The sequence below is a fragment of the Cognataquiflexum rubidum genome (genome assembly GCF_022538115.1).
GTDB classification, from domain to species: Bacteria; Bacteroidota; Bacteroidia; order Cytophagales; family Cyclobacteriaceae; genus Cognataquiflexum; species Cognataquiflexum rubidum.
This window is the reverse complement of record NZ_JAKZAL010000024.1, coordinates 48295-72561: the sequence shown is the minus strand read 5'-3', so window position 1 is coordinate 72561 and position 24267 is coordinate 48295. Positions and strand designations below refer to the sequence as shown.

At 41.8% G+C, this 24267-nt stretch carries 26 protein-coding genes and 1 tRNA gene; 16 read left to right on the top strand and 11 right to left on the bottom strand.

The genetic code is table 11. The features are described 5' to 3' along the window. Window positions 1–360: 360 nt before the first annotated feature. From MMU05_RS19890 to MMU05_RS19870, 5 genes are all read left to right on the top strand, one after another. Complete coding sequence (locus tag MMU05_RS19890; RefSeq protein WP_241143417.1) at window positions 361–1089, top strand: lysophospholipid acyltransferase family protein; 729 nt, start codon at window positions 361–363, stop codon at window positions 1087–1089. Between the two features lie 99 nt (window positions 1090–1188). Then, window positions 1189–2484, top strand: coding sequence for a DUF2851 family protein (locus MMU05_RS19885; protein ID WP_241143416.1), 1296 nt, complete (start codon window positions 1189–1191; stop codon window positions 2482–2484). A 51-nt stretch (window positions 2485–2535) separates the two neighbouring features. Next, window positions 2536–3174 carry an acetyltransferase gene (locus tag MMU05_RS19880; protein WP_241143415.1) on the top strand — a complete coding sequence of 213 codons (639 nt, stop codon included), beginning with the start codon at window positions 2536–2538 and terminating at the stop codon, window positions 3172–3174. 209 nt (window positions 3175–3383) lie between these two features. After that, complete coding sequence (gene trhO, locus MMU05_RS19875) at window positions 3384–4397, top strand: oxygen-dependent tRNA uridine(34) hydroxylase TrhO (protein WP_241143414.1); 1014 nt, start codon at window positions 3384–3386, stop codon at window positions 4395–4397. Then, entirely contained in the window at window positions 4354–5223 is an 870-nt protein-coding gene (locus MMU05_RS19870) for a nucleoside phosphorylase (protein ID WP_241143413.1), read from the top strand. The genes trhO and MMU05_RS19870 overlap by 44 nt, the downstream gene beginning before the upstream one ends. Window positions 5224–5238: 15 nt before the next feature. Here the strand turns inward: MMU05_RS19870 and MMU05_RS19865 are convergent, their stop codons facing one another. Both MMU05_RS19865 and MMU05_RS19860 read right to left on the bottom strand, forming a co-directional pair. After that, window positions 5239–5514: a hypothetical protein gene (locus tag MMU05_RS19865; protein ID WP_241143412.1), complete on the bottom strand. Its 276-nt coding sequence runs from the start codon at window positions 5512–5514 to the stop codon at window positions 5239–5241. Between the two features lie 102 nt (window positions 5515–5616). After that, window positions 5617–6243: a response regulator gene (locus MMU05_RS19860; protein ID WP_241143411.1), complete on the bottom strand. Its 627-nt coding sequence runs from the start codon at window positions 6241–6243 to the stop codon at window positions 5617–5619. A gap of 271 nt (window positions 6244–6514) precedes the next feature. On the opposite strand from MMU05_RS19860, the gene MMU05_RS19855 reads away from it, so the two are divergent. Together MMU05_RS19855 and MMU05_RS19850 are read left to right on the top strand one after the other, a co-directional pair. Then, window positions 6515–7225: a DNA alkylation repair protein gene (locus MMU05_RS19855; protein ID WP_241143410.1), complete on the top strand. Its 711-nt coding sequence runs from the start codon at window positions 6515–6517 to the stop codon at window positions 7223–7225. A 48-nt stretch (window positions 7226–7273) separates the two neighbouring features. After that, on the top strand, window positions 7274–7861 hold the full coding sequence (locus MMU05_RS19850; protein ID WP_241143409.1) for a hypothetical protein: 588 nt from the start codon (window positions 7274–7276) through the stop codon (window positions 7859–7861). Window positions 7862–7939: 78 nt separating this feature from the next. Here MMU05_RS19850 and MMU05_RS19845 read toward each other — a convergent pair whose 3' ends face one another. Continuing rightward, window positions 7940–9295, bottom strand: a complete 1356-nt coding sequence (locus MMU05_RS19845) for a DEAD/DEAH box helicase (RefSeq protein ID WP_241143408.1) — start codon at window positions 9293–9295, stop codon at window positions 7940–7942. 131 nt (window positions 9296–9426) lie between these two features. On the opposite strand from MMU05_RS19845, the gene MMU05_RS19840 reads away from it, so the two are divergent. From MMU05_RS19840 to MMU05_RS19805, 8 genes are all read left to right on the top strand, one after another. Further along, entirely contained in the window at window positions 9427–10770 is a 1344-nt protein-coding gene (locus MMU05_RS19840; RefSeq protein WP_241143407.1) for a dihydroorotase, read from the top strand. A gap of 77 nt (window positions 10771–10847) precedes the next feature. After that, a tRNA-His gene (locus tag MMU05_RS19835) sits at window positions 10848–10923 on the top strand. 352 nt (window positions 10924–11275) lie between these two features. Next, window positions 11276–13192, top strand: coding sequence for an amylo-alpha-1,6-glucosidase (locus MMU05_RS19830; RefSeq protein WP_241143406.1), 1917 nt, complete (start codon window positions 11276–11278; stop codon window positions 13190–13192). Between the two features lie 9 nt (window positions 13193–13201). Next, a complete protein-coding gene (locus MMU05_RS19825; protein WP_241143405.1) occupies window positions 13202–14482 on the top strand; it encodes a glycosyltransferase family 4 protein in 1281 nt (426 codons plus the stop codon). Window positions 14483–14484: 2 nt separating this feature from the next. Further along, window positions 14485–15699: a glycoside hydrolase family 57 protein gene (locus tag MMU05_RS19820; RefSeq protein WP_241143404.1), complete on the top strand. Its 1215-nt coding sequence runs from the start codon at window positions 14485–14487 to the stop codon at window positions 15697–15699. 72 nt (window positions 15700–15771) lie between these two features. Further along, window positions 15772–16281 carry a RidA family protein gene (locus MMU05_RS19815; RefSeq protein ID WP_241143403.1) on the top strand — a complete coding sequence of 170 codons (510 nt, stop codon included), beginning with the start codon at window positions 15772–15774 and terminating at the stop codon, window positions 16279–16281. After that, complete coding sequence (locus tag MMU05_RS19810) at window positions 16278–16736, top strand: hypothetical protein (protein WP_241143402.1); 459 nt, start codon at window positions 16278–16280, stop codon at window positions 16734–16736. Before MMU05_RS19815 ends, MMU05_RS19810 begins: the two co-directional genes overlap by 4 nt. Then, window positions 16726–17004 carry a hypothetical protein gene (locus tag MMU05_RS19805; RefSeq protein ID WP_113925249.1) on the top strand — a complete coding sequence of 93 codons (279 nt, stop codon included), beginning with the start codon at window positions 16726–16728 and terminating at the stop codon, window positions 17002–17004. The genes MMU05_RS19810 and MMU05_RS19805 overlap by 11 nt, the downstream gene beginning before the upstream one ends. A 5-nt stretch (window positions 17005–17009) precedes the next feature. Here the strand turns inward: MMU05_RS19805 and MMU05_RS19800 are convergent, their stop codons facing one another. The 8 genes from MMU05_RS19800 to MMU05_RS19765 all read right to left on the bottom strand — a co-directional run bounded on the left by MMU05_RS19800 (window position 17010) and on the right by MMU05_RS19765 (window position 24075). Next, window positions 17010–17690 (bottom strand): DUF2461 domain-containing protein, encoded by a 681-nt coding sequence (locus MMU05_RS19800; protein WP_241143401.1) that lies wholly within the window; start codon window positions 17688–17690, stop codon window positions 17010–17012. A gap of 244 nt (window positions 17691–17934) precedes the next feature. Then, window positions 17935–18546, bottom strand: coding sequence for an alpha/beta hydrolase (locus MMU05_RS19795; RefSeq protein ID WP_241143400.1), 612 nt, complete (start codon window positions 18544–18546; stop codon window positions 17935–17937). Then, the gene (locus tag MMU05_RS19790; protein WP_241143399.1) at window positions 18539–19489 is read right to left on the bottom strand and encodes a ring-cleaving dioxygenase; all 951 of its coding nucleotides are present in this window, start codon (window positions 19487–19489) and stop codon (window positions 18539–18541) included. The genes MMU05_RS19795 and MMU05_RS19790 overlap by 8 nt, the downstream gene beginning before the upstream one ends. Window positions 19490–19575: 86 nt before the next feature. Continuing rightward, window positions 19576–20103 (bottom strand): YceI family protein, encoded by a 528-nt coding sequence (locus MMU05_RS19785; protein WP_241143398.1) that lies wholly within the window; start codon window positions 20101–20103, stop codon window positions 19576–19578. A gap of 130 nt (window positions 20104–20233) precedes the next feature. After that, window positions 20234–20683, bottom strand: coding sequence for a MarR family winged helix-turn-helix transcriptional regulator (locus MMU05_RS19780; protein WP_241143397.1), 450 nt, complete (start codon window positions 20681–20683; stop codon window positions 20234–20236). 296 nt (window positions 20684–20979) lie between these two features. Then, window positions 20980–21780: an alpha/beta fold hydrolase gene (locus tag MMU05_RS19775; RefSeq protein WP_241143396.1), complete on the bottom strand. Its 801-nt coding sequence runs from the start codon at window positions 21778–21780 to the stop codon at window positions 20980–20982. A gap of 146 nt (window positions 21781–21926) precedes the next feature. Then, the gene (locus MMU05_RS19770; RefSeq protein WP_241143395.1) at window positions 21927–23519 is read right to left on the bottom strand and encodes an amidohydrolase family protein; all 1593 of its coding nucleotides are present in this window, start codon (window positions 23517–23519) and stop codon (window positions 21927–21929) included. 106 nt (window positions 23520–23625) lie between these two features. Further along, complete coding sequence (locus tag MMU05_RS19765) at window positions 23626–24075, bottom strand: hypothetical protein (RefSeq protein ID WP_241143394.1); 450 nt, start codon at window positions 24073–24075, stop codon at window positions 23626–23628. 43 nt (window positions 24076–24118) lie between these two features. Between MMU05_RS19765 and MMU05_RS23045 the strand changes: the two genes are divergently transcribed. Beyond that, window positions 24119–24244: a hypothetical protein gene (locus MMU05_RS23045; RefSeq protein WP_262917706.1), complete on the top strand. Its 126-nt coding sequence runs from the start codon at window positions 24119–24121 to the stop codon at window positions 24242–24244. Window positions 24245–24267 lie beyond the last annotated feature (23 nt).

Below are 24267 nucleotides of genomic sequence, written 5' to 3'. Positions count from 1 at the left end.
AAGTCTATGAAAGTCGAAAATTCTCCTCTGTTTGTTTTGAATCAATTGTTAAAAAAAATCAGTCCATAGTCCACGGTCGAAAGCCCAAAGCCACTGTTTTCAGTGGTCAGTGGGCAGTTTTCAGAGGTCAGTTTTACGGTAATCAGTACACTGTCCTAGCCTACTGAGTGAAAATTAGGAAAGGGTTATTTAAGCCTTCATTTCCTTTGCGGTTTTGCGACTTTGCGAGAAATAAAAAATTTTATGGAAATTAAATCCTAAAAAAACGAAACCCCTGAAATTGCTCTCAGGGGTTGTTTGCAAGTAAAGAGTTAGTAAATTTATTTAACGATTGCCAAAATTACCCAAACGATTCCGAAAATGAAAATCATTCTGTGGATTTATACCCTTTATGCTGCCGTATTGTTTGTCCTATTGATGTTGGTCTTTGGATTGTTTATTGTCATTCCTCTCTTGGTCAGTCCGAGGGGCGGGAAGGTTTCCTTTATTTTTATCCGCTTTTGGGCAGGAATTTGGTCTTTTTTGGTAGGTATCCGCTATGAAATCCACGGTCGGGAACACATTGACCCGAAGCAGGCATACATCTATATTTTCAACCACCGGTCCTTTATCGATGCTCCGGTGATTCCGATGGCCATCCGACAGGAAGTGCGGGCTATCGGCAAAAAGGAACTTTCCAAAATCCCTGTTTTCGGGTTTGTGGTTTCCAGGGTGGCGGTTTGGGTAGACAGAAAGGATACCGCTTCGCGCAAAGCCTCCGTGGAACGGCTGATGCAGATTCTCAAAAAAGGCATTTCTATTGTTGTCGCTCCGGAAGGAACAAGAAACGATAGCGGGCAGGCATTGCTGCCCTTTCAAAAAGGGGCTTTCCGGATAGCTATCGAGACAGGGACACCCATCATGCCGATGGCAGTCATCGGTGCAGACCGAATTATGAAGCGGGGCTCAATCTTGTTGAGGCCGGGGAAAGTCCAAGTCTATTTTTCAGCAGCCATTCAGCCCGGTTCTTTCTCTGGAGAAGATGGTTTTTTGAAGTTGGCAGACAAGTGCTACAACAGGCTTGAAGCAATGATTTTGACACACGAATAATATTAGTCGACTAAAATCGCCTCCTGACGGCCTTGGGTTTTTTAATCATTGGAATAATCATGAAATTGTTTTTTCCATTTTCAACCCAATTTTTAAGCCATGAATTTTCAGGAAGACTTCCTTCAGACAGTATGGAAATACCAGTATTTTGACAAAAACTCATTACATACCACTGAAGGACTTCCGATAGAAGTCAAGAAAATCGGTTACCACAATTTCCATGAAGGGCCAGATTTTCAGGAAGCCCATATCAAACTTGGCAAATTGGATCTTTTCGGACATGTGGAAGTACACCGCAAAGCCTCAGACTGGAAATCCCACGACCACAATGCTGACCTCAGGTACAATTCTGTGGTGCTTCACGTAGTCTGGGAAGAGGACAAAACCATACTCAGAAATGACGGAAGCAAAATCCCCACCTTGGAACTCAAGGGAAAAATACTGCTCGATGTCATCCGCAATTACGAAAGGCTGGCAAGTAGCCGAGACGAAATTCTTTGCGGCAATCTGTTGGAAAAGATTCCTCCCATCATCCAATTCTCCATGTTGGAAAAAACCCTTGTAGAAAGGTTGGAAAATAAATCTTATGTGCTTGGGAAGATCTTGGAATCTACCAACAACAATTGGGAGGAGACCGCCTACCGCTGGCTTTTTCAGTGCTTTGGATTCAAGACCAACGCCAACACCATGCTCAAACTGGCAGAAAGCGTGCCTTACAAAATCCTGCAAAAACACGGGAACCAACCGCAGGTGATCGAGGCCATCCTTCTTGGGCAAGCTGATTTGATACCCGCAGAAGCATTGGATGATTATAGCCTTTTTCTGCAAAAAGAGTATGATTTTTATCAGAAAAAGTACCTCCTCCAAAAAACCATCCACCACCACGAATGGATCATGATGGGAGTCCGTCCACAAAACTTTCCCCCGCTGAGAATCGCCCAATTGGCACAAGTATTCACTAAAAATCCAAACCTGTTTTCATCCGTCATCCACCACAATGAGCATTTTGATCAGTTCAAAAAAGTCTTCGATATCGAGACTCCGGAGTATTGGCTTTTTCATATCAAAGTTGGGATAGTTTCTCAGAAAAAATTAACCAAAAAACTCAGCAACAACACCTTATCCCTACTCACCATCAACTTTGTCATCCCGCTTTGGTATACCTATGGGCAATATATTGAGGAAAGCGATTGGAAAGAAAAATGCTTTGACCTCCTTCAGGAAATACAGGCCGAAGAAAACTTTATCATCCGCAAATATGAAGCCCATCAATGGAAGGCCAAAACAGCTTTTGACAGTCAGGGGATGATCGGACTTTACCATGATTATTGCAAGCCTAAAAAGTGTCTGGACTGCAAAATCGGGCAGAACCTTGTCAAGCCGGAGAGGAAATGATTTTTGTTTAAAATCTGATTTACGTACTTTTGCGATCCGAACAGGAAAAAAATGGAAAAACCAGTTATCATTCTTGGAGCCAAAGGCATCGCCCATCCAGCATTAGAGATTTTCAACAGCAACAAAGTCATTGTCTATGGCTTTTTGGATGAGGATGAAAAGCTTCACGGCACAGAAATCAATGTCGTGCCTGTATTGGGTAATCCTGAAGATGATGGTTTTTTGAAACTTATCGGACAAAAGTGTGAAGCTTTTGTGGCGGTGGATGACAATAAATACCGTCAGTTTCTGGTCAAAATGCTCAACGAGCGAAGGAAAGTCCAGCCGATCAATGCCATCCATCAATCTTCTTATGTATCCACAGATGCGGTTCTTGGACATGGGAATTTTATCAACGGCAGGGTGAATATCGGCGCAGGAACCAAAATCGGCAGCCATTGCATCTTCAATACCGGAGCGATCATTGACCATGAATCAGTATTGGAGGACTTTGTCCAGATCGGTGCGGGGTCAATTGTCAACTCGGGCGTGACGATCAAAGAAGGTGCCTTTATTGGCTCTGGAGTCACATTGGTATCCGGCATCACGGTTGGTAAAAATGCCAGAATCGGTGCCGGTTCGGTTGTGATCTCCAACGTCAAAGACGGTGAAACCGTATTCGGGAATCCTGCTGCTCCGATCAAAAAGTAAGAAGATTATCCGCTTGTTTTTACAAGCTTAAATAAAGATTAAATATGCGGATAATCGACCACAGTCGATAGACGACAGTCCACAGCTGCTGCAATTTAACCTCAACCCAAGTTATATTTGAATAGTACTTAGAATGTAGCAAACCAAAAAAATAATTATTGAAATCTTATTTATAAACCAAAACACCCTGCCGAAACAGGGCTCTAGTTATGGAAAATCAACCCTACAGCATTCTGCTCTATTATTGCTATGCCACCATCGAAGATACGGAGGCATACCGCGAGGAACACCATCTTTTTTGTATTGAAAACAACATCCGGGGCCGGATCATCATTTCTCCTGAGGGGCTGAACGGGACTGTTTCAGGATTGAAAGAAGATTGTGAAAAATACATGGCCTATATCCATGCCGATCCGAGATTTGCCAAGACGGAATTCAAAATTGAAGCCTTTGACAAGCATGCTTTTGCAAAAATCCATGTCCGCGTCAAGCCTGAGATCGTTCACAGCAGCCTTCGCCACCTCGATCCCAATGTCAAAACAGGCAAACACTTAGCACCTGAAGAATTCAAAGCACTTAAAGACCAAGAAGACGTGGTCATCCTTGATGTCCGGTCCAACTATGAACATGAGCTTGGAAGATTCAAAGGTGCCCTTACTTTGGATATTGATAACTTCAGGGATTTTCCCGAAAAGGTGAAAGAACTTGAGCATCTCAAAGGCAAAAAGGTTTTGACCTACTGCACGGGCGGCATCAAATGCGAGAAAGCTTCGGCTTTTCTTTTGGAACAAGGCTTCCAAGATGTCTACCAACTCCACGGTGGGATCATCAAATACGGCCTAGAGGCAGGAGGAGAGGATTTTGAAGGCAAATGCTATGTATTTGACAACAGGATCGCAGTCGAAATCAACAAGGTAAATCCAAAGGTGATTTCAACCTGCCACGTTTGCGGTACCGAATGTGACCGCATGGTCAACTGTGCCAACTCAACCTGCAACGCCCACCTTCCGATCTGTGAAAAATGCGGATGGGAAATGGAAGGCGCCTGTTCTGTGGAATGCAAAGAAAATCCTGAAAAGAGACCTTACGACGGAACGGGCTATTACCAGAAAAACACCAACGGTTACAATCCTTACAAAGGCCTGATAAGACGACAGGACAAAGCAAAACAACCTCTCCATGAGCAAAAGGATCCCGGAATCAGAGTTGATCATCAATCCTGACGGAAGCATTTATCATTTGAACCTGAAGCCGGAACACCTGGCTTCGACGGTTATTGCGGTGGGTGATCCTGAGAGGGTATCCAAAGTTTCCAGATATTTTGATGAAATCGAATATTCGGTCAGCAAAAGGGAGTTTGTAACCCACACAGGTTATTATAAAGGCAAAAGATTGACCGTGATGAGTACCGGAATGGGTACCGACAACATCGAAATCTTTATGACTGAATTGGATGCTTTGGTCAATATTGACCTGCGAACAAGGATCCCAAAGGAAAACCATACCACGCTCAATATCATCAGGGTAGGAACTTCCGGCAGCATGCGGAAGGAAATTCCCGCAGGGACCATGCTTGCTTCGGAATATGGCATAGGGCTTGACACTTTGATGGCTTTTTACAATACAGAATACTCCCATTTGGAACAAAAAGTCCGAAGGAAAATCCAGGAAGACCTGGAACTTTCATTTACTCCCTATTGCGTAAAGGGTTCGAAAAAACTGCTGGATCTCTTGGGAGAAGGACTTTTGATAGGAAATACCGTTACCTGTCCGGGATTTTTTGGCCCTCAGGGAAGGGAAGTCAGAATCAAGCCTGCCATTCCTGATATCATCGAAAAATTAGGAAATATGGACCTGGATGGGTTTACGCTTACCAATTTTGAAATGGAGACTTCGGGCTATTATGCGATGGGAAGACTTTTGGGCCATGAAGTTTTGAGCCTCAATGCCATCATTGCCAACAGAATCACCCAAGAATTTACAAAAGACGCATACGGAATTGTGGACAAGCTGATCCAACATACCCTAAAAAAATTGGCGGACAATTAGTCCGCCAATTTTTGATCATGCATCGCTTCTCACGTAATAGTGGTCTTTTTCTAGCTTTAAATGATCCCAATCTCTGTAATCTATATTTTTGATCATTATGTTCATGGCATCCAAACATTCCTTTTTGGCCAGATACACCCCGAACACAGCATCATTGTTATTGACTAAAAATATCCTGTTAGCCTCAAACAATTTCTTCAAACTTTCCCACTCGGACAAAACTAAAAGCTCGTCCTCATTACTGACAGACTGAATTATTTTAAACATTCCAAAAGTACAATGAATATTCATTTCTTTGTAATTAAATAATTTATCCAAAAATAAGCCAATTACGTTGGTATTTCAATACGTATTAATACTTAATTTTATGGATTAAACACCAAAAAAAGAATTTTAGTATATAATTTCTTTATTTTTTTGCACCCATATCAACAATGAGTTATGTTTTTTGTCCAGATCAAGTTTTTTGATAATGTTGCTTCTGTGCTTGTCGATCGTTCTTTCTGCGACAAATAATGTCGATGCTATTTCTTTGGTAGTCAGACCATCTGCGATATACCTGATGATTTTTAACTCCGATGGGGTCAGGTTGGAAGGTTTTATTCCAGTATTTACAACAGCCTTTTCAGAAAGAATCCGATCACTCAGGTAGGTTTCGTTTTTAGAAACCAATTCGATGCAATCGAGCAATTCCTCCACGGCATAATCTTTTGGCACATATCCGGAAATATTCAGGGATTTGGCTTGTTGGTAGATGTAGGATTCTTTGTGAAATGTCAGGAGAATAATTTTTGTTTGGATATCCTTTTCATGACACATTTTAGCCACTTCCAAGCCACTCATTCCCGGCATATCAAGATCGAGTATGGCCAGATTCGGCTCTATTTCCTGAATAAATTTCAGGGCCAAGTTCCCGTTTGGTGCCTCTCCTATGACATCGAAATTGTTCTCTTCCAAAAACCCTTTGAGGCCTTTGAGGAAAAGAGGATGGTCATCGGCAATAAAAATCTTTTGTTTCATAAAAACATTAAAAGTTAAGCTCTGATAAAGAAATTCAAAACGAGTGAATCAGTAGATTATTTGGCCGTTTTGAGAAAAATTGGTCTTTGTACGCATTTCAAATATATCAAAAAAATGCCTAAAATCCATTGACCTCATAGATTCATGAGAATTAATCCAAATATTTCCAATGAACGAAATGAGATTTACTTCCAATGATTCATCTAGGAGAAATTTGGAAGAAATTGAAATAAAAATGCCAAATTATTGCCTCCAAAATAGGTAAAAATCTATGAAGATTAAAGATCAAATCGAAGAGGCGCTTCGGCAAAAGGCCATTCCTGAAAAAGCCACTTTTTTCCCCAGGTTTTTCAAAACAGGAAAGGGTGAATATGGAGAAGGCGACCGGTTTTTAGGCGTCACAGTTCCGGAGCAAAGAATAATCGCCAAGAAATATTGGAAAGATTTGCCTGACCAAGAGCTAGAGATTATGATCAAAAGTCCATTCCATGAGGTCAGGTTGACATCCATCATCATCTTGGTCCTGAAATATCAAAAAGCAAACAGCAAGGCAGAAAAGAAGTCTTGGGTTGATTTTTATCTCAAAAACAGGTCTTGGGTCAACAACTGGGATTTGGTTGACAGTTCGGCGCATCTCATCCTCGGGGATTACCTCTTTGACAAAGACAGAGGCATACTTTATGATTTGGCAAAATCCGGAATACTTTGGGACCAAAGGATTGGGATCATGAGCACTTTTTATTTTATAAGGAAAAAAGATTTTACCGACACTTTAAAAATTTCAGAAATCCTACTCCACCATCCCCATGACTTGATTCATAAGGCTGTGGGTTGGATGATCCGTGAGGTCGGAAACCGTGATTTTGATACTGCATACCAATTTTTACTGAAGCACTATCAAACCATGCCACGAACCATGCTGCGGTATGCGATTGAGAAGTTTGACAAGGATACAAAGGGATTTTTCATGAAAAAACCTTGAAACATCATCAAATCCACTAACTTAGGGCTACAACAAACCCGATCAACCATGAAAACTTCCCTCCTATTTTCGACTCTTTTTCTTATTGCTTTCTCTTCCTTTGCCCAATCCATTCCCTCCAAGGAAGTACAGATCAAAACAGCTTTGATGGCCGCACCTGAGGATAAAAAAGAAGGGGCGACGGTTTATGGATTTGATGAAAAAGGGGAATTTGCCATTTTGAGAAAGGGGACCAATGAAATGATTTGCCTCGCCGATGATCCAAACAGCCCCGGATTCAATACTTCCTGTTACCACAATACTTTGGATCCTTTTATGGAAAGGGGACGACAGTTAAAGAAAGAAGGGAAAACAGCCAAAGAAATTTTTGACATCCGTGAGGAAGAAGCCAAATCCGGCAAACTGATCATGCCCAAAGATGGTGCAACTTTATTTGTTTTGAGTGCTGATGCGGCGGATTACAATCCCGAAACAGGTGAAGTAAAGGACCCCTACCTGCGCTATGTGGTGTATATCCCTTGGGCCACGGAAGCGAGTACAGGTTTGCCACTGAAGCCATCAGGTCCGGCCATGCCTTGGATTATGGATCCCGGAACGCATAGGGCACACATTATGATCAATCCGCCAAGGAATTGAAAAACCAAAAGCCTCCGAATTTACTCAATTCGGAGGCTTTTGGTTTAGGGGCATTTCAATATCGCAGGACTGTTTTCATCATTTCTTCCACTTCGCCTGCGTCTTCATTTGGTTTCTGTTTCTCTTGGCTTTGGAGTTTTTATTGCCACGCTTCTTTTCGACTTTGTTGGGATTGGCTTTTGGAATGGCTTTTTTCTCGTGGAATCCGCCTTTGAAATCAGGATTCATTTTCCTTTTCTGCCCATCGATTTCCCTTTCGTAAGCCTGTTTTTCTTCAAAAGGTGTTGGGACAGTCTCAACCTCAACCGGAATCTGCACAGTCGGCACTTCCATGCGGATGATTTCTTCTATTTTCTCAAAATGATACTCCTCCGCAGGATTGACAAAAGTGATGGCAATCCCTTCGTTTTCTGCCCTTCCTGTTCTGCCGATGCGGTGTACATAATCTTCATAAATCAGCGGCACGTCAAAATTGACCACGTGGCTGACCATACTGATATCAAGCCCTCTTGCTGCCACGTCTGTCGCCACCAAGATCCGCACATCCCCTGCTTTGAAATCCTCCATGGAGTTGATCCGGGTATTTTGTCCTTTGTTGGCATGGATGACACGCATAGATCCGAGTTTCTTTTTGTCCAGATAGCTATAGACCAACTCGGCATTTTTCTTTGACTTGGTAAACACCATGATCCTTTTGACATCATGGGCTTCCAGGATGTGGATCAAAAGGTTGGTTTTGGTTTTGATATTGGGGATCAAATATTTGACCTGATGGATGGTCTCGGCGGTAGTAGCTTGTGGAGAAACTTCTACACGCTCGGGAAATTCCAGAAACTCGTAAGAAAACTTCTCTACCTTCTGTCCAAAAGTGGCCGAGAAAAGGAGGTTTTGACGCTTGGTCGGAATGATCTCGAGTATAGATCTGATCTGGGGCATGAAACCCATGTCCAGCATTTTATCAGCCTCATCCAAGACCATGGTTTTGATCTCTTTGGTGACGATTTCACCTTTTCTATATAAATCCAAAAACCTTCCCGGTGTGGAAATGATAATATCCACGCCCTTTTGGAGCTTTTCGATCTGGGTTTTTGGCCCAAGGCCACCGTAAAGAGAGACAAACCTCAGGTCTGTATTTTTGCCAAAAACGATTACCGCCTCTTCGATCTGCATGACCAATTCACGGGTTGGCGCCAATATCAATGCCCTTGGAAGATCCCCTTGGGCATACTTGATTTTCATCAGGATGGGAAGGATATAGGCGGCTGTTTTGCCTGTTCCCGTTTGGGCGATGCCCAATACATCATGTCCTGCAAGGGCCAAAGGGATTGCCTTTTCCTGAATCGGCGTTGGCTTGGTATATCCGGCCTCCTTGACAGCATCGAGGAGCTGTTTATTTAATTTAAAATTTTCGAAACTTTGAAGGCTATCGGACATGTTTTGTATTTTTGAAAGGAAAAAAACACCGAGAATAAAGTTTGTTGGCTTTTATCTCCCGGATTTAGGAAAATCAGCGGTTTAGAATTGGTGTTTCTTGGCTCAAATTTCCCATCTCATAAAGAATATTCATGAAAAGTATTTTAATCACCGGTGCAAATATAGTGAATGAAGGCAAGATAACCCTCGCCGACATTTTGGTTAAGGACGGAATGATCTATAAAATAGGTCCGGATCTGTCAGATTTTGAAGCAGATATCCATATTGATGCATCCGGCAAATATGTTTTTCCCGGGCTGATCGATGATCAGGTCCACTTTAGAGAACCGGGATTGACTCACAAAGCGGATATTTATACCGAAAGCAAATCCGCCGTAGCAGGTGGCGTCACCTCTTACATGGAAATGCCCAATACAGTTCCCCAAAGCACTACTATCCCTCTTTTGGAGGAAAAATATACCATCGCTTCCCAAAAATCCCTCGCCAATTATTCCTTCTTTTTTGGTGCGACCAACGATAATATTGCAGAAATCCTCAAAGTCGATCCTGAAAATGTCTGTGGCGTCAAGGTGTTTCAGGGTTCCTCAACAGGAAATATGTTGGTAGACAATCAGGAAAGCCTCGAAAGAATATTTGCGGAGTGCAAATTGCTGATCGCCACCCACAGTGAAAACGATCTGATCATCAAAAACAATCTGGAAAAGTACAAAGCCGAATATGGTGAGGACATTCCGATCAAATTTCATCCCAAAATCCGAACTGCTGAAGCCTGTTATGATGCATCCAAAAAGGTGGTCGCATTGGCAAAGAAGTACGGCAGCAAACTCCATGTTCTTCATATCAGCACAGCCCAAGAAGTGGAGCTTTTTGACAATTCCATTCCTTTGGAACAAAAGCGCATCACTGCAGAGGCTTGTATCCACCATCTTTGGTTTTCGGAGGAAGATTACGAAGAAAAAGGGAATCTGATCAAATGGAACCCTGCGGTAAAGTCGGCCCAAGATCGGGAGAGAATCCTTCAAGGTGTATTGGAGGACAGGATAGATGTCATTGCTACCGACCATGCCCCACATACCTCGGAAGAAAAATCGAGGACTTACAGCTCGGCACCCTCAGGAGGCCCATTGGTTCAGCATAGCCTTGTAGCCATGCTTGACCTCTACCATGAGGGTAAAATCGAGCTTGAGCAGATCGTCCAGAAGATGTGCCATAATGTTGCCATCCTTTTTGAAATTGACAAAAGAGGGTACATCCGTCCGGGATATCATGCGGATCTGGTGATCGCAGACTTGGACAGTCCCTGGAAAGTTGAAAAATCCAACATTCTTTCCAAATGTGGATGGTCCCCATTTGAAGGTCATGTCTTCAAATCAAAAGTCACACACACAGTGGTTTCCGGACATTTAGCTTACGAAAACGGTGTTTTTCATGAGGAAAAGAAAGGGGAGCGTCTAAAATTTTCAAGAAAATTTTGAGAAAGGTTATTGCTTTAGGAATCGCGAAATATTACCTTTGCAGTCCAATCTGATAAATGATCAGAATAAATTAAAATGGTGGTTGTAGCTCAGCTGGTTAGAGCGCTGGTTTGTGGATCCAGAGGTCGCCGGTTCGAACCCGGTCTTCCACCCTCAAACCCCTGTCTTGGACAGGGGTTTTTATTTTTTATTGTTTTCAATGAACCCAAATGGCATAAATTTTGTATTAGTGGTTAAAATTAAATTTGGAAGGCAATGTTTACTTTATTCAAATCTTCACCTAGATTTCCAAAGGTCAATCCGGTAAATCTCAAATTTGTTCATCTTTACGTCATCAAGTTTGAGGAATCCCTCCGAAACTTTGAGGAACTGCAAAAAGAAGGGGCACTCTCTTAATTCAAGAATAATTCAAGGTTATGGAAACATAACCTTTATTTTTGTCCCAATTAATTTTTCTTTCGCATGCAAAAAAGTATTTTTATAAAAATCTCAAACTTTTGACCAAATGAGTTACATCCACTTTGACAAAACCCAATTAATTAACCTCAACTACTCACTTGACAGGGAAATAATTCGAACCAATAGAGGCGGATGTTATACCAGCACGACCATAATCGGGTGTAACACCAGGAAATATCATGGGTTATTGGTGGTTCCCCAACCGCAGATTGATGAGCAACTGCACGTGATGTTGTCGACTGTCCACGAGACAGTCATTCAGAGAGGGGCAAGTTTTAACCTTGGGATCAGTAAGTTTCCTGGCAATTATTCCCCAAGGGGCCATAAATATTTAGAAGATTTCGACACCGAGCCTATTCCAAAACTCACCTATCGTGTAGGAGGCGTTTTGCTTCAGAAAGAACTCATTCTCGATACCAATAGGGATCGGGTGATGATCAAATATACCCTGTTGGAAGCCCATTCACCTACTACAATCCGGATCAGCCCTTTTTTGGCATTCAGAGGCTACCATAACCTTTCAAAAGAAAACAACAGGATTAACAAAGAATTTGAAAAAGTGCCCCATGGTGTAAAATTTCAGCTCTATCCCGAATACTCCCCGCTATATCTTCAGCTATCCAAAAAAAATGACTATACCTCCAAACCGGAATGGTATTTCAATATTGAATATATCATGGAAAGGGAAAGAGGTTATGAATACCAGGAAGATTTGTTTGTTCCGGGATATTTCGAATTTGATATTGCCAAAGGTGAGTCCGTGATTTTTTCAGCAGGACTTACGGATGCTGACCCTAGTACCCGACAAAGGGCGTTTGAAAAAGAACTTGCAAGAAGAATCCCAAGAAACAATTTTGTCAATTGCCTCAAAAACTCAGCAGGGCAGTTTATCCAGAAACGAGATGGCAAAACCCATGTCATTGCCGGTTACCCTTGGTTTGGATGGTGGGGTAGAGATACTTTCGTGTCGGCGCCGGGGTTGGTTTTGACCCAAGGGGACAAAGAAACTTTCCTCGATATCATGGATACCATGGTAGCAGATCTTCATGGGCCATTGTTCCCGAATGTGGGGAGCGGTGTGATGAGAAATCTTGCATCGATGGATGCGCCACTATGGTTCTTTTGGTCATTGCAGCAATACATCAGATTTACCGGAGACACCAAAACTGTCAAGAAAAAGTACCTCGAAAAAATGAAGGGTATTATTGACGGATTCAAGAAAGGGACTGATTACAACATCCACATGCTTGAAAACGGACTTGTGTACGGAGGTCAGGAAGGGGTTGCCCTTACTTGGATGGATGCTGTCAATTCTGATGGTCCTGTCACCCCAAGAATCGGATGTCCGGTAGAGATCAATGCATTGTGGTACAATGCCCTTTGTTTCTATCATGAACTGACCAATGAATCTGAAATCAAAGATTTGGCCGAACAGGTTAAAAATTCCTTTATGGAGGTATTCTGGGATGAGAAAAAAGGCTATTTGGCAGATTATGTTAGCGGAGACTATAAGGATTGGGCGATAAGGCCAAATATGGTGATTGCGACTTCTTTGCCTTATTCCCCATTGGAAGAAAGTCAGATGAAAAGTATTTTGGAGATCGTCAAATCAAAACTTCTTACTCCAAGGGGATTGAGGTCACTCGCTCCTGATGATCCGGGATACAAGGGCTATTACCACGGAAACCAGTACACAAGAGATATTGCCTATCACAATGGCACTGTTTGGGCTTGGTTGTTGGGTCACTTTGTGGAGGGATACCTGAGGTTACATGGCAAAGCAGGGAAACATTTTGTAGAAAAAATAGTGCAGGCATTTGATGATGTCATGCCGCAATACGGTATAGGAACTGTTGCTGAAATTTATGATGGAGATCCTCCACACAGACCAAAAGGAGCCATCTCTTCAGCATGGTCTATCGGTGAGTTGTTGAGAATGATGTATATTTTGGAAAAAGTTTAATTCGGTTTTATGAAGATATTAATGTTCGGTTGGGAATTTCCTCCACATATTTCCGGGGGCTTGGGCACAGCTTGTTATGGCTTGGTCAAAGGCTTAAATCATCATAACCAAGAGGTTATTTTTGTGGTGCCGAAACTATGGGGTGACGAAGAACCACTGGCAGATTTTGTCAATGCCAGCGACGTAGTCATTGATTATCGGGAAAGAAAATTTAAGAAAATCTGGAAAAACCTTACTTACCTTGAAGTAAGCAGTTTTCTCGTGCCCTATTTGGGACCTGAGGAATTTAAAAAGTACACCGACTTTACCATCCACGACCGGACAGATGTCGATGAAAGTGTTTTTTCCAACAAGTTTGAATTTAGCGGAAAATACGGAAAGGATTTGATGAAGGAAGTTTCCAGGTATGCACTTGTCGCAGCCCAAATTGCCAAATCCAAAGAACATGATGTCATCCATGCCCATGATTGGCTGGCATATCCGGCAGGAATTGCAGCCAAAGAGATCAGTGGAAAACCACTCATTGCACATATTCACGCCACCGAATTTGACAGATCAGGCGAATCAGTAAACAAACCTGTATATGACATCGAAAGAGCAGGAATGCACGCCGCTGACCATGTGGTGGCGGTAAGCCACCTGACCCGAAAGATTGTAATCGATAAATACGGCGTACATCCGGATAAAGTCAGCGTACTTCACAATGCCGTCCTTGATGCAAGCATCATCCATTCAGAAACCAAGAAGCATGTACCGGAAAAAATAGTCACCTTCCTGGGAAGGATTACATTCCAAAAAGGACCGGAATACTTTGTGGAAGCCGCCAAAAAAGTTATCGACAGAGATCCTAATGTGAGATTTGTCATGGCCGGAAACGGTGATCTTCTCAATAGAATGATTGAACGAGTTGCAGAATTGGGTATGGGAACAAAATTCCATTTTACAGGATTCCTGAAAGGCCAAGATGTGGATGACATGTATGCCATCAGTGATGTCTACGTCATGCCTTCAGTCTCCGAACCGTTTGGGATTGCCCCGCTCGAGGCAGTAAGGCATAACACTCCGGTCATCATCTCCAAACAGTCAGGCGTAGCAGAAGTGCTGGTAAATGCCATCAAAGTAGATTTTTGGGATGTTGATGCCATGGCTGATGCCATTTTTGGTTTGCTCCATTATGAAAGTATCTCAAAGATGTTCAAGGAACTTGGCAGTGAGGAATTGAAAAAACTGAAGTGGGAGCATGTAGCAGCCAAACTAGTTAAAGTATACGAAAAGACCATAAAACAATAGCCATGAGAACAATATGTTTTTACTTTCAGGTTCACCAGCCTCTAAGAATCAAGCCTTATCGCTTTTTTGATATTGGTGATGACCATTATTATTGGGACGATTACAGTAACAAAAGCATCATCCGGAAAGTAGCCCAAAAATGCTACCTCCCAATGAATGCCCTTTTGCTAGACCTTATCCATATGCATCAGGGGAGGTTCAAAGTGGCTTTTTCAATATCAGGCGTTTGCTTGGATCAGTTCGAGGCATTTGCACCTGATGTGCTGGAAAGTTTCAAAAAACTGGTGGCCACCGGGCATGTTGAAATCTTGAGCGAAACAGACGCACATGCATTGTGCTCTTTGAAAAGCAAGGATGAATTCAAGAGAATGGTCGGAAGACATACCGAGAAAATAAAAAGACATTTCAACGGCTACACCTCAAAGGTTTTTAGAAATACAGAATTGATTTATTCTGACAAAATCGGCGGAATGGTGGCAGAAATGGGATATGAAGGAATGCTGACAGAAGGTGCCAAGCATATTTTGGGATGGAAAAGTCCGAACTTTGTTTACCAAAACGCAATCGATCCTAACCTGAAGATACTTCTTAAAAACTTCCAACTCAGCGATGACATCGCTTTCAGGTTCAGCAACAAGACCTGGGCGGATTATCCTCTGACGACAGAGAAGTTTGTCACCTGGCTCAATGCCGTGCCTCAAGAGCAGCAAGTCATCAACCTTTTTATGGATTATGAGACCTTTGGAGAACACCAATGGGCAGAGACAGGAATATTTGAGTTTATGAAGGCACTTCCAAGTGCAGTATTTAAGTATACCGATTTCAACTTCTCTACACCATCTGAGGTGGTGAAAAATGGAACTCCGGTAGCTAAGATTCATGTACCTACCCCAATCTCTTGGGCGGATGAGGAAAGGGATTTGACTGCCTGGTTAGGAAACGACCTCCAAAATGAGGCATTTTCCAAACTTTATGAAATGGAAAACCGTGTCAAAAACATCGAAGACGAGGAAATCCAGAGGGATTGGAATTACCTTCAGACCTCCGATCATTTCTATTACATGTGTACCAAATTCTTTTCTGATGGCCATGTCCACTCCTATTTCAGTCATTATGACACACCATACGATGCTTTTATCAACTACATGAATGTATTGAGCGATTTCATCCTTCGTGTCAAAATGAAAGAGAACGAATTGGCAGAAGCTGAAGAATAGACTACATATTGAATCAATAATAAGAGGCTTGGTAAAACAAGCCTTTTTAATTCCAGAAAACCCAGACAAAAGATGAAAAGAATAATTTTCCTTTTACCCATGTTTGCTTTCCTTGGTTCCTGCATGGTCACCACAGAGAAAAAAGAAGTTGCCGCAGAAAAGGAGGAATTTATCGTCCGGTATGATCGGCCTGATGCCGCCATTCTTAGAGGTGTGTACATTCCAAAAGGCGTAGAATATTTCTATACATCCGGTTTGGTCGCTCCTGTAAAGGATGAAAATGCTGTTCCGGGTACTTACGGAAGGTTTGGCAATACTTATGAGCAAAGTATCGGGATATTGGAAAGGATAAAAGAAACTATCGGTGAAGGTGGGTTTACACTTGAAGACGTGGTTTTTCTCCGTGTTTATCTTGCACCTGACAAGAATGGAAAAATTGATTGGGAGGCGTGGTTCAAGGCATATGGGGAATATTTCAACAATGAAACCAACCCAAACAAAGTCGCAAGATCGACGATAGCAGTTCATTCTCTCGCCAACCCTGAATTGTTGATTGAAATTGAAGCCGTTGCAGCAAAATGAAAAAATTCAGTCCAATCTATTTTCTTTTAATTTCCTTGTTTGTCAGTTCCTGCGCCTGCGATGGAGAGACAATGGTCAAAGGTATGATGTGGGGATTTAGCAAAATCGCCGGAGAAGGCTACATCCCTTCAGCAGAAATAATGGCTTTGGGAGAATTTGAAAGTGTAGAAGTAAATGTATCCCAAGAATACACGGATGGCGAAAACCAAGGCACAATCGAACTCAGGCTATTCAATGGAAAAAGTCCTGAAATGAGAATGAGTGAAGAAAATGTAGCCAGAAAATGCGCTGAATTGTATTCCCAAGGATATTCAAAAATTGAGGATTACAAAACCATCAAAATTTCTTTTATTCAAACCGATCCTTTCAACGCTGAAAATTTTGCCATCAGCGAATACACATTTGAAGTAAAAGACTTATTAATTTCCCAAAACCCTGAAGAAAATGGAATTTGACTACACTGCTGATTTTAAGCATCCAACCGTAAAAGCAAGCGATTGGTTTTTGACCATATTGATTGCCAATATTCCTGTCGTAGGATTTATCATGCTCATCGTGTGGGCTGTGGACAAAACCGGAAACCCCAACAAAGCCAATTGGGCCAAAGCCAAACTGATTTGGTATGCTATTGGTTTCGGATTGATGATTCTTTTGTTGTTGATGATTGGATTTGGAACGGTCTCAGGAGTTTTTGATGAAATCGACTGGAGCGATTTCCAATAAATCCATCACATCAATCCTTCTCCGCTATCAGATTCATCTATAGCACGGGAAAGAAAATCATGGAATGGCTTCATCAATTTGAAGCCCTCCACTGCTTTTTTCTTAAAACTTCCAGTGGAAATTTCCGCATCGGAAATAGGATTGGATACTATAAAACTCTTTTGCTTGAGCAATTCAATGTAAGGGTGATCCATTTCATAACCCTTTGGCATATTCTTGAGTTTGTCTCCTTCCAATCCTGAAAAAGTCTTTTTGAACTTCGGTTCGTTCAAAATGGCTTCCAATTCTTTTCCGGAATAGTCTATTTCCTGCCTTATTTTTTTTAGGCTTTCGGATTCAGGCATCCATATTCCCCCTGCCAAAAAGCTATTGCCTGGCTGAACATGTACATAGTATCCCGGGCCGAGGGATTTCTTTCCCCCTACAGAGAAATATGCGGCAAAATTGGTTTTGTAGGGGTCTTTGTTTGCTGAAAATCGGACATCCCTGTTTTGTCTAAAAACACAGTCTTTTGCTTTGAAAGAAGATAAGGCCGGTTCCCAAACAGAAACTTCCGCGAGCATTTCGCCCACATCATTTAAAAATTCCTCTTTGACAGCAAGGTACCACGCTTTGTTCTCATCCATCCATGATTTATGGTTGTTTTGAGAAAGTGCTTCGAGAAATTTTAAGTATTGATTGGCCATAGTCAAATATAAATAACAACAAGAAAACAAGTCATAAGTTTTTTTCAAATGATGATTCTATATCGTTTTGAAAAGTTGTTAGGTATTGAAAAACTTTTCCAAAGTTGGAACAAAACCAAAAAAATTTCAAAGGTCCAATCCTAACTTTGGAAAAGGTCGTCGGATCTTCCCTAAAAAAAGAAATTGACTTTGGATCAGGAAAAAAGCCTGACTTTATGATCAGGCTTTTTACTATTTATTTCAATCACTTCAACATATTCCTATTGACCCAATCGATCTCCTCTTGACGGATGGTATGCTGCGTATCAGGAAAAATCAAGGTTTTCACTTCCGCACCTAGATTTTTTATCAATTCCTCCGAAGCCTCAATCCTGCTTAATGGAACATGCATGTCCTTGTGACTTGATCCGATAAAAACAGGCGTTCCGAGAAAATCACCTTTGTACTTGGCGGGATTTAATTTTTCTCCAATCAATCCTCCAGTAAATGCCATCACTCCTCCATACTTTTTGGCTTTTTGGGAAGCATATTCCAATGAAAGACAAGCCCCCTGAGAAAATCCGATAAAGTAGATTTGGCTGGAGTTGAAACCTTTGCCCAGAATTTCTTTGACAATCCCATCAATAACTTGAATAGAATTTGAAAAGGCAGGTTCATTATTGGCATCTGGTGCCATAAAGCTGTAGGGATACCAAGAACCACCCGGAGCTTGCGGTGCCAATAATGCAAATTTATCCAAGTTCAGGTATTGACTTAAACTCAATATGCTTGCGGAAGTCGCGCCTCTGCCATGAATCATGATCGCAACTTTGGTTGCTTCTTCGATCGATTTTCCGGAATGTATCAACTCAGGCATATTTTTCAATATTCAGTTCAACTTTGGCTAGCCGTGCTTCTAACTTTGCCCTTTGAGGCTCAATCCATTGAGGAAGTTTTAACAATTCTCCCAAATGTGCTTCATCTTCATCGATTGCAAATCCCGGTTCATCGGTTGCGATTTCGAACAACACTCCGCCCGGTTCGCGGAAATAGATGGATTTGAAATAATTTCGATCCTTCACTTCTGTCACATGATAGCCATTATTTAGCAATATCTGTTGTATCTCTAGTTGGCTTGCAACATTGGCAGTCCGAAAAGCGATGTGGTGCACTGTTCCTGCGCTTTGCATCCCCTGTCTCCCATTTGGATCAATGACGATGTCCACGATATCACCCGGGACACCTTTAGTTCCATATCGGAACCGTCCATTCTCCTCCTCAATGAACCTGTAATCCATGAATTGGGTAAGCAAATTCGCTGTCAATTCTTTCGCTTTGAGGTTCAATGTAGCTCCGTAAAATCCCTTAATCGAAAATTCCAATGGAATAGAACCGTAAGTCCAACCCTTTCGGCTGTCTTTGTCGGTTGCAATGAGCTCGATACCCATGCCGTCATGGTCTTCAAATCGGATCAATTTTTCACCAAATCTTGACAAAGGGGTAGAAATAGGAATATTGAATTTGGTCAGCCTTTCCATCCAAAAACCCAATGCATCCACGGAAATGGAAAATGCCGTATAGGTCAATTCTCCGGTTCCTTTGGTCCCTTTTCTCGCTCCTTCAAAAGGGAAAGTCGTGAACACGGTCCCAGGTGCACCCAATTCATCTCCAAAATAGAAATGATAGACATCAGGTGCATCAAAATTGATGGTCTTCTTCACCAGCCTCAAACCCAAAAAACCTGTATAGAAATCCAGGTTTTTTTGTGGATTGCCTGCAATTGCGGTGATATGGTGGATTCCTGTGATTAGAGGAGACATAGTGTTAGGGGTTTTTGGTTGAATTATTTGGTTATTTGGTTAATGGTTATTAAGAATAACTCAATAACCATTAACCATTTTCAAAATTACTGTTTTACAATCTGAATGTTAGCCAAAATTCTGACTTGGTCACTGACGACCACACTTCCTGCTTCAGTTACGGCATTCCAAGTCAATCCGAATTCTTTTCTGCTGATTTTTCCTTCCAACTCGAAGCCTGCTTTCGTTTGTCCATATGGATCCTGAACGACACCGCCAAAGTCCGCGCTCAATACTACTGTCTTGGTAACATCTTTGATAGTCAACTCACCTTTCAGCGAATTTCCTTCCAAGGTACCCGTAAATATCATTTTAGGATATTTTTCAGCATCAAAGAAATCTGCTGATTTCAGGTGATTGTCCCTGTCTGATTGGTTGGTATCAATACTTGCGATGTGGGCTGCGAAAGAAATCTCTGCTCCCTGAAAATCATCTGACGGGCTTTCTGCTCCCCCTTCAAATGATTTGAAATTACCTGTCACGGTAGAAATCACCAAGTGTTTTACTTTGAATGATACTTCTGAATGTGTTGGGTCAATTGCCCATTTGGTTGTTGTTTCTGTTGCGGTAATCATACTTTTGTTTGTTTAATTTATTGATAAAGGTTTGTTTCTGTTGTCTCCTTATTGCAACCCAAAGTCACAATAAAGGTTTTTTAAAGAGTCGATACATTAAATGTATAGACATGTTTATAGATAAATTTTTTTAACCCCGTAGTTTGTCAAGCAGAAAATTCAACTGACTGACTTCCTCCTGGTTTAATTGTATCAGGTTATTGTTTTGATTCAGAATTTCCTCTTGAAGTTGGTTGAGCAATTGAAGACCCTTTTCAGTAATCATGATATCAACCTGACGTCTATCTGCGGGGCATTCTTCCCTGAGGACAAGCCCTTTTTGTTTTAACTTTTCTACTAAGCGGGATGCATTTGACATTTTATTCAGCATCCTATCTTGTATCGAAGAAACTGTAATGGGATTTCCGTTTTGCCCCCTTAGGATCCTCAACACATTGTATTGCTCCGGTGAAAGACCATAAGGCTTAAAGAGATTGTTTTGCTTTGTGACGATATAGCTTTGCGTAAAAAGAATATTTACGATGGCTTTGTTGTAGTCATCTTTAAATTCCTTTTGCTGTATTTCGTCTTCCAATCTCATGTGTATAAAATGTCTTTGTATTAAATGTATATACATGCAAATGTACCAAAAAGTTTCAAATGATTTCTGTTTTTCAAAAATTTATTTGAAATAATCTAAAAAAAATTAATCTGTACGTACGCAATGATGCCAAAAATTTTGAAATCTATTCAAATTCTGGGGTGCGGACTTAAATGCCCTGTACATCCCTGCCCGACGACAGGCGGGGGTCTTCCGACTTCGTCTTGAGCTATCGGGATCCGTCCCGGATGAAGAGGATACGGGGTTTCTGCCAAAGAAATGGATAACCATTAAAATTAAAACTGCCTCATCCAATCCCCAATGAGCCTATTGATTTCATCGGGTTTTTCGATGCAGCTGCTATGACCCGCTCCCGGTACCATGTGCAATACCGAATTGGGAATAGACATTTGGATAAACTTTGCTTTTTCGGGCTTGGTGGCCACATCCTCATCTCCCACCACGATCATGGTCGGACATTTGATTTGTCTGATTTCTTCTTCTATTCCCTTCCTATGGATAACAGCCTCCACGGATTTGGTGATGGATTTTTTATTGGATTGAATTTCCTTTATCCATTTTTTGTAGGCATCCCCATTTTGCGGATTTTCGAGCCAACTTTGTGCAAACATGATCTTCATCACCGACCCTGCAACTGTTGGAATAATGCCGAACCATTTGACGATCCCGTTCAGAAGTTTATACTTTGGAAAGTTTTCTACGGGTTCAGGACTTGCAGAAGTTTCTAGCAAAGCCAGACTTTTTACTTTTTCAGGAAATCTAGCCGCAAGCCGCATCCCAATAAATCCACCCATAGAAAGCCCAACAAAATGAACCGGTTTGCCTACAAGTTTATCTATCAGCTCCACGGCATCCAAAGTCAGCAAATCCATGTCAATGGGTCCGTCAGTCACTTCAGATTGTCCTTGTCCTCTGTGGTCATAAGCGATGACGGTATAATTCTGTTTTAAAAAATCAATCTGACTCTGAAACATTTTATGACTCCAAAGTAATCCATGTGAGAAGACGATTACTTCTTTTCCTTCTCCTTCTTTGATATAAAAAAGCTTTGTCGTGTTGAGCTGAATGTGAGGCATAGTATTGTTTTACGTAGTATAGTGTACCAAGTACCAGGTATTGGAAAATATATTTGAATTTACTTTCTGATTGTGGATCCTACATCTGTATAAACCTAAGTCAACTTGGTACTTAGTATTTGATACTTGGTTCTTGGCACTCAATTTCACCAATCCAAACCCGGCTGTTTCAATTTCCTGGATTCTTCCCGGTCTTTGTGCTGTTGTACCAGCGTACGGACATCCTGCAAGAGTTGTTTGGCATCATATACTATTCCATCCTTCACGGTATACTTTACCCCGCCAACTCTGATCGGTTCATTGTTTTCATCAATCCGGATAGCGCCGGTGCCATATAAAACCTTGAGGTTTTGAAGTGGGTTTTCTTCCAAAATCACGAAATCGGCTAATTTCCCAACTTCCACAGTTCCGATTTCATTTTCCATTCCCAAAGCCTCCGCGGCATACATGGTCGAGGACCTGATGACTTCCAAAGGATGAAATCCAGCTTCCCTGAGCAATTCCATTTCCCTGATATAGGCAAATCCATACAATTGATAAATGAATCCGGAATCTGAACCCGTCGTCACTCGTCCTCCACGGTTTTTGTACTCATTGACAAAAGTCATCCAAAGTCGGTAATTTTCCTTCCATTGGATCTCCTCTTCTGTAGTCCAATCAAACCAATAGGATCCGTGGGATTCACGGCTTGGTTTGTAAAATCTCCATAAGGAAGGAAGTGTATATTCCTCATGCCACTCTGCCCTTCTCGCCCGCATCAGGTCCCGGTTTGCCTCATAGATATTGAAAGTGGGATCCAAAGTAAAATCCAGATCCAACAACTCCTGCATCACCTTATTCCAATGCTCTGAATACGGCGGCGCAGCCTGCTTCCAAAGCTTTCCTGCTTCCGCAAATCTGTGCTGTTCATTCTGATAATTATAATCCAGCCTATAATCCTGAATGGTCCTGTCAGCAAAAAGTGCTTCAGGAAGTCCATACCAATGCTCCATCGTAGTCAGTCCTGCCCTTGCAGAATGGAGAACATTCCATCTCGCCACGTCCATCTGCGCATGATGCATCGAAGACCTCAAACCGATTCTTTTGTTTTCTTCCAATGCTGCCTGCATCACTTCAGGTTTTGCACCAAAGAATTTGATACCGTCAGCTCCTTTTTTGGCATTTTCATTTACCCAAACCCTGGCCTCAGCGGCATTGGTGATGGGTTTTTCTGAACCCTGCCCAAAACTTGTGTACGCAAACAAACGCGGTGCTGTGATGGTGTTGGCGGCGGATTTTCTCTTATGGTCAAGCACCCAACTCAGTCCATTACTTGCAGAGGGGTCTTTTACAGTAGTGATGCCATGTGACATCCAAAGTTTGAAAACATATTCAGCGGGAGTGCCCTGTCCTGAACCTCCTATATGCCCGTGCATGTCAATGAATCCCGGCAAAAGGTAATGTCCTGCAAGTTCCATCACTTTGTCATTTGGCCCGGCTTTCGGCCTTTTGTCTTCTTTGATGGGAATACCGGGATAACCTACGACGGTTATTTCCGTGATCCTGTTCTTTTGGACAACAATATCGATAGGACCGATTGGCGGTGAGCCTGTCCCATCGATCAATGTTACTCCTCGAAGGATCAGCTTGTCATACGGGCCGTCCCCTTCCTTTCTGTCAGGAGAAGGCATGATCTGGGAAAAAATCTCTGAGGCAAATAAAAAGAAGCTGAAAGCAAATAGAATCAATGTTTTTTTCATGGCTGGTGGATTTGACAGGATCAAAATAATCTTTTTCCACCCAATAAAAAAACCGACCATCCCAATGAAGAGGATAGTCGGTTCTGTCATTTAGGAGGCCTATATACTACTCTTTTTCCTTCCTGAAAGTGTAGCGCAGACCGATATTTCCTCTAAATCCAATCATTCCAATATCAAAATTCACATTCGGTGTTGCTTCCATAAGAATTGAAAAATTCTTATGTTCTTGTATGGGTTTAAAAGTCAACCCTAAAGGCAATCCAACTCTTGCTCCTCCATTTTCAAATACGCCTAACATTACGCCTGCATGTAAATTAACCCAATCTGACCTCTTAAAATTTCTATGAAACATTCCTTCGACTCCAAGAGGAGTATCAAGTAGGTCCGTTGCGAGGAACCTTAATTCACCAAAATACTTTTTCTCATTATCTGTTCCAACTCCGATTTGACTAAATAGACCACTATTGTACACTCCAACATGGACTTGGGCATAAGCCTGAATTGAAATAAAAAGACCAAAAATCAAAATAATTGCAAAATTTCTAATTGTATTCATGTTTTTTATTGGTTTTATTTATGTAAGACAAAAATAGTTTTTAATGGCAGTCTACCAAAAGAAAAGTGAAATACAGGAATGGAAAGTAAATAAAAAGGCCTTTGAGAATTTTATTCCCAAAGGCCACATCGGTCTTCCGTCTTCGGTCTTCCGTCTTCCGTCCCAATAAATAAAGAATATTTGGTTTCCGGC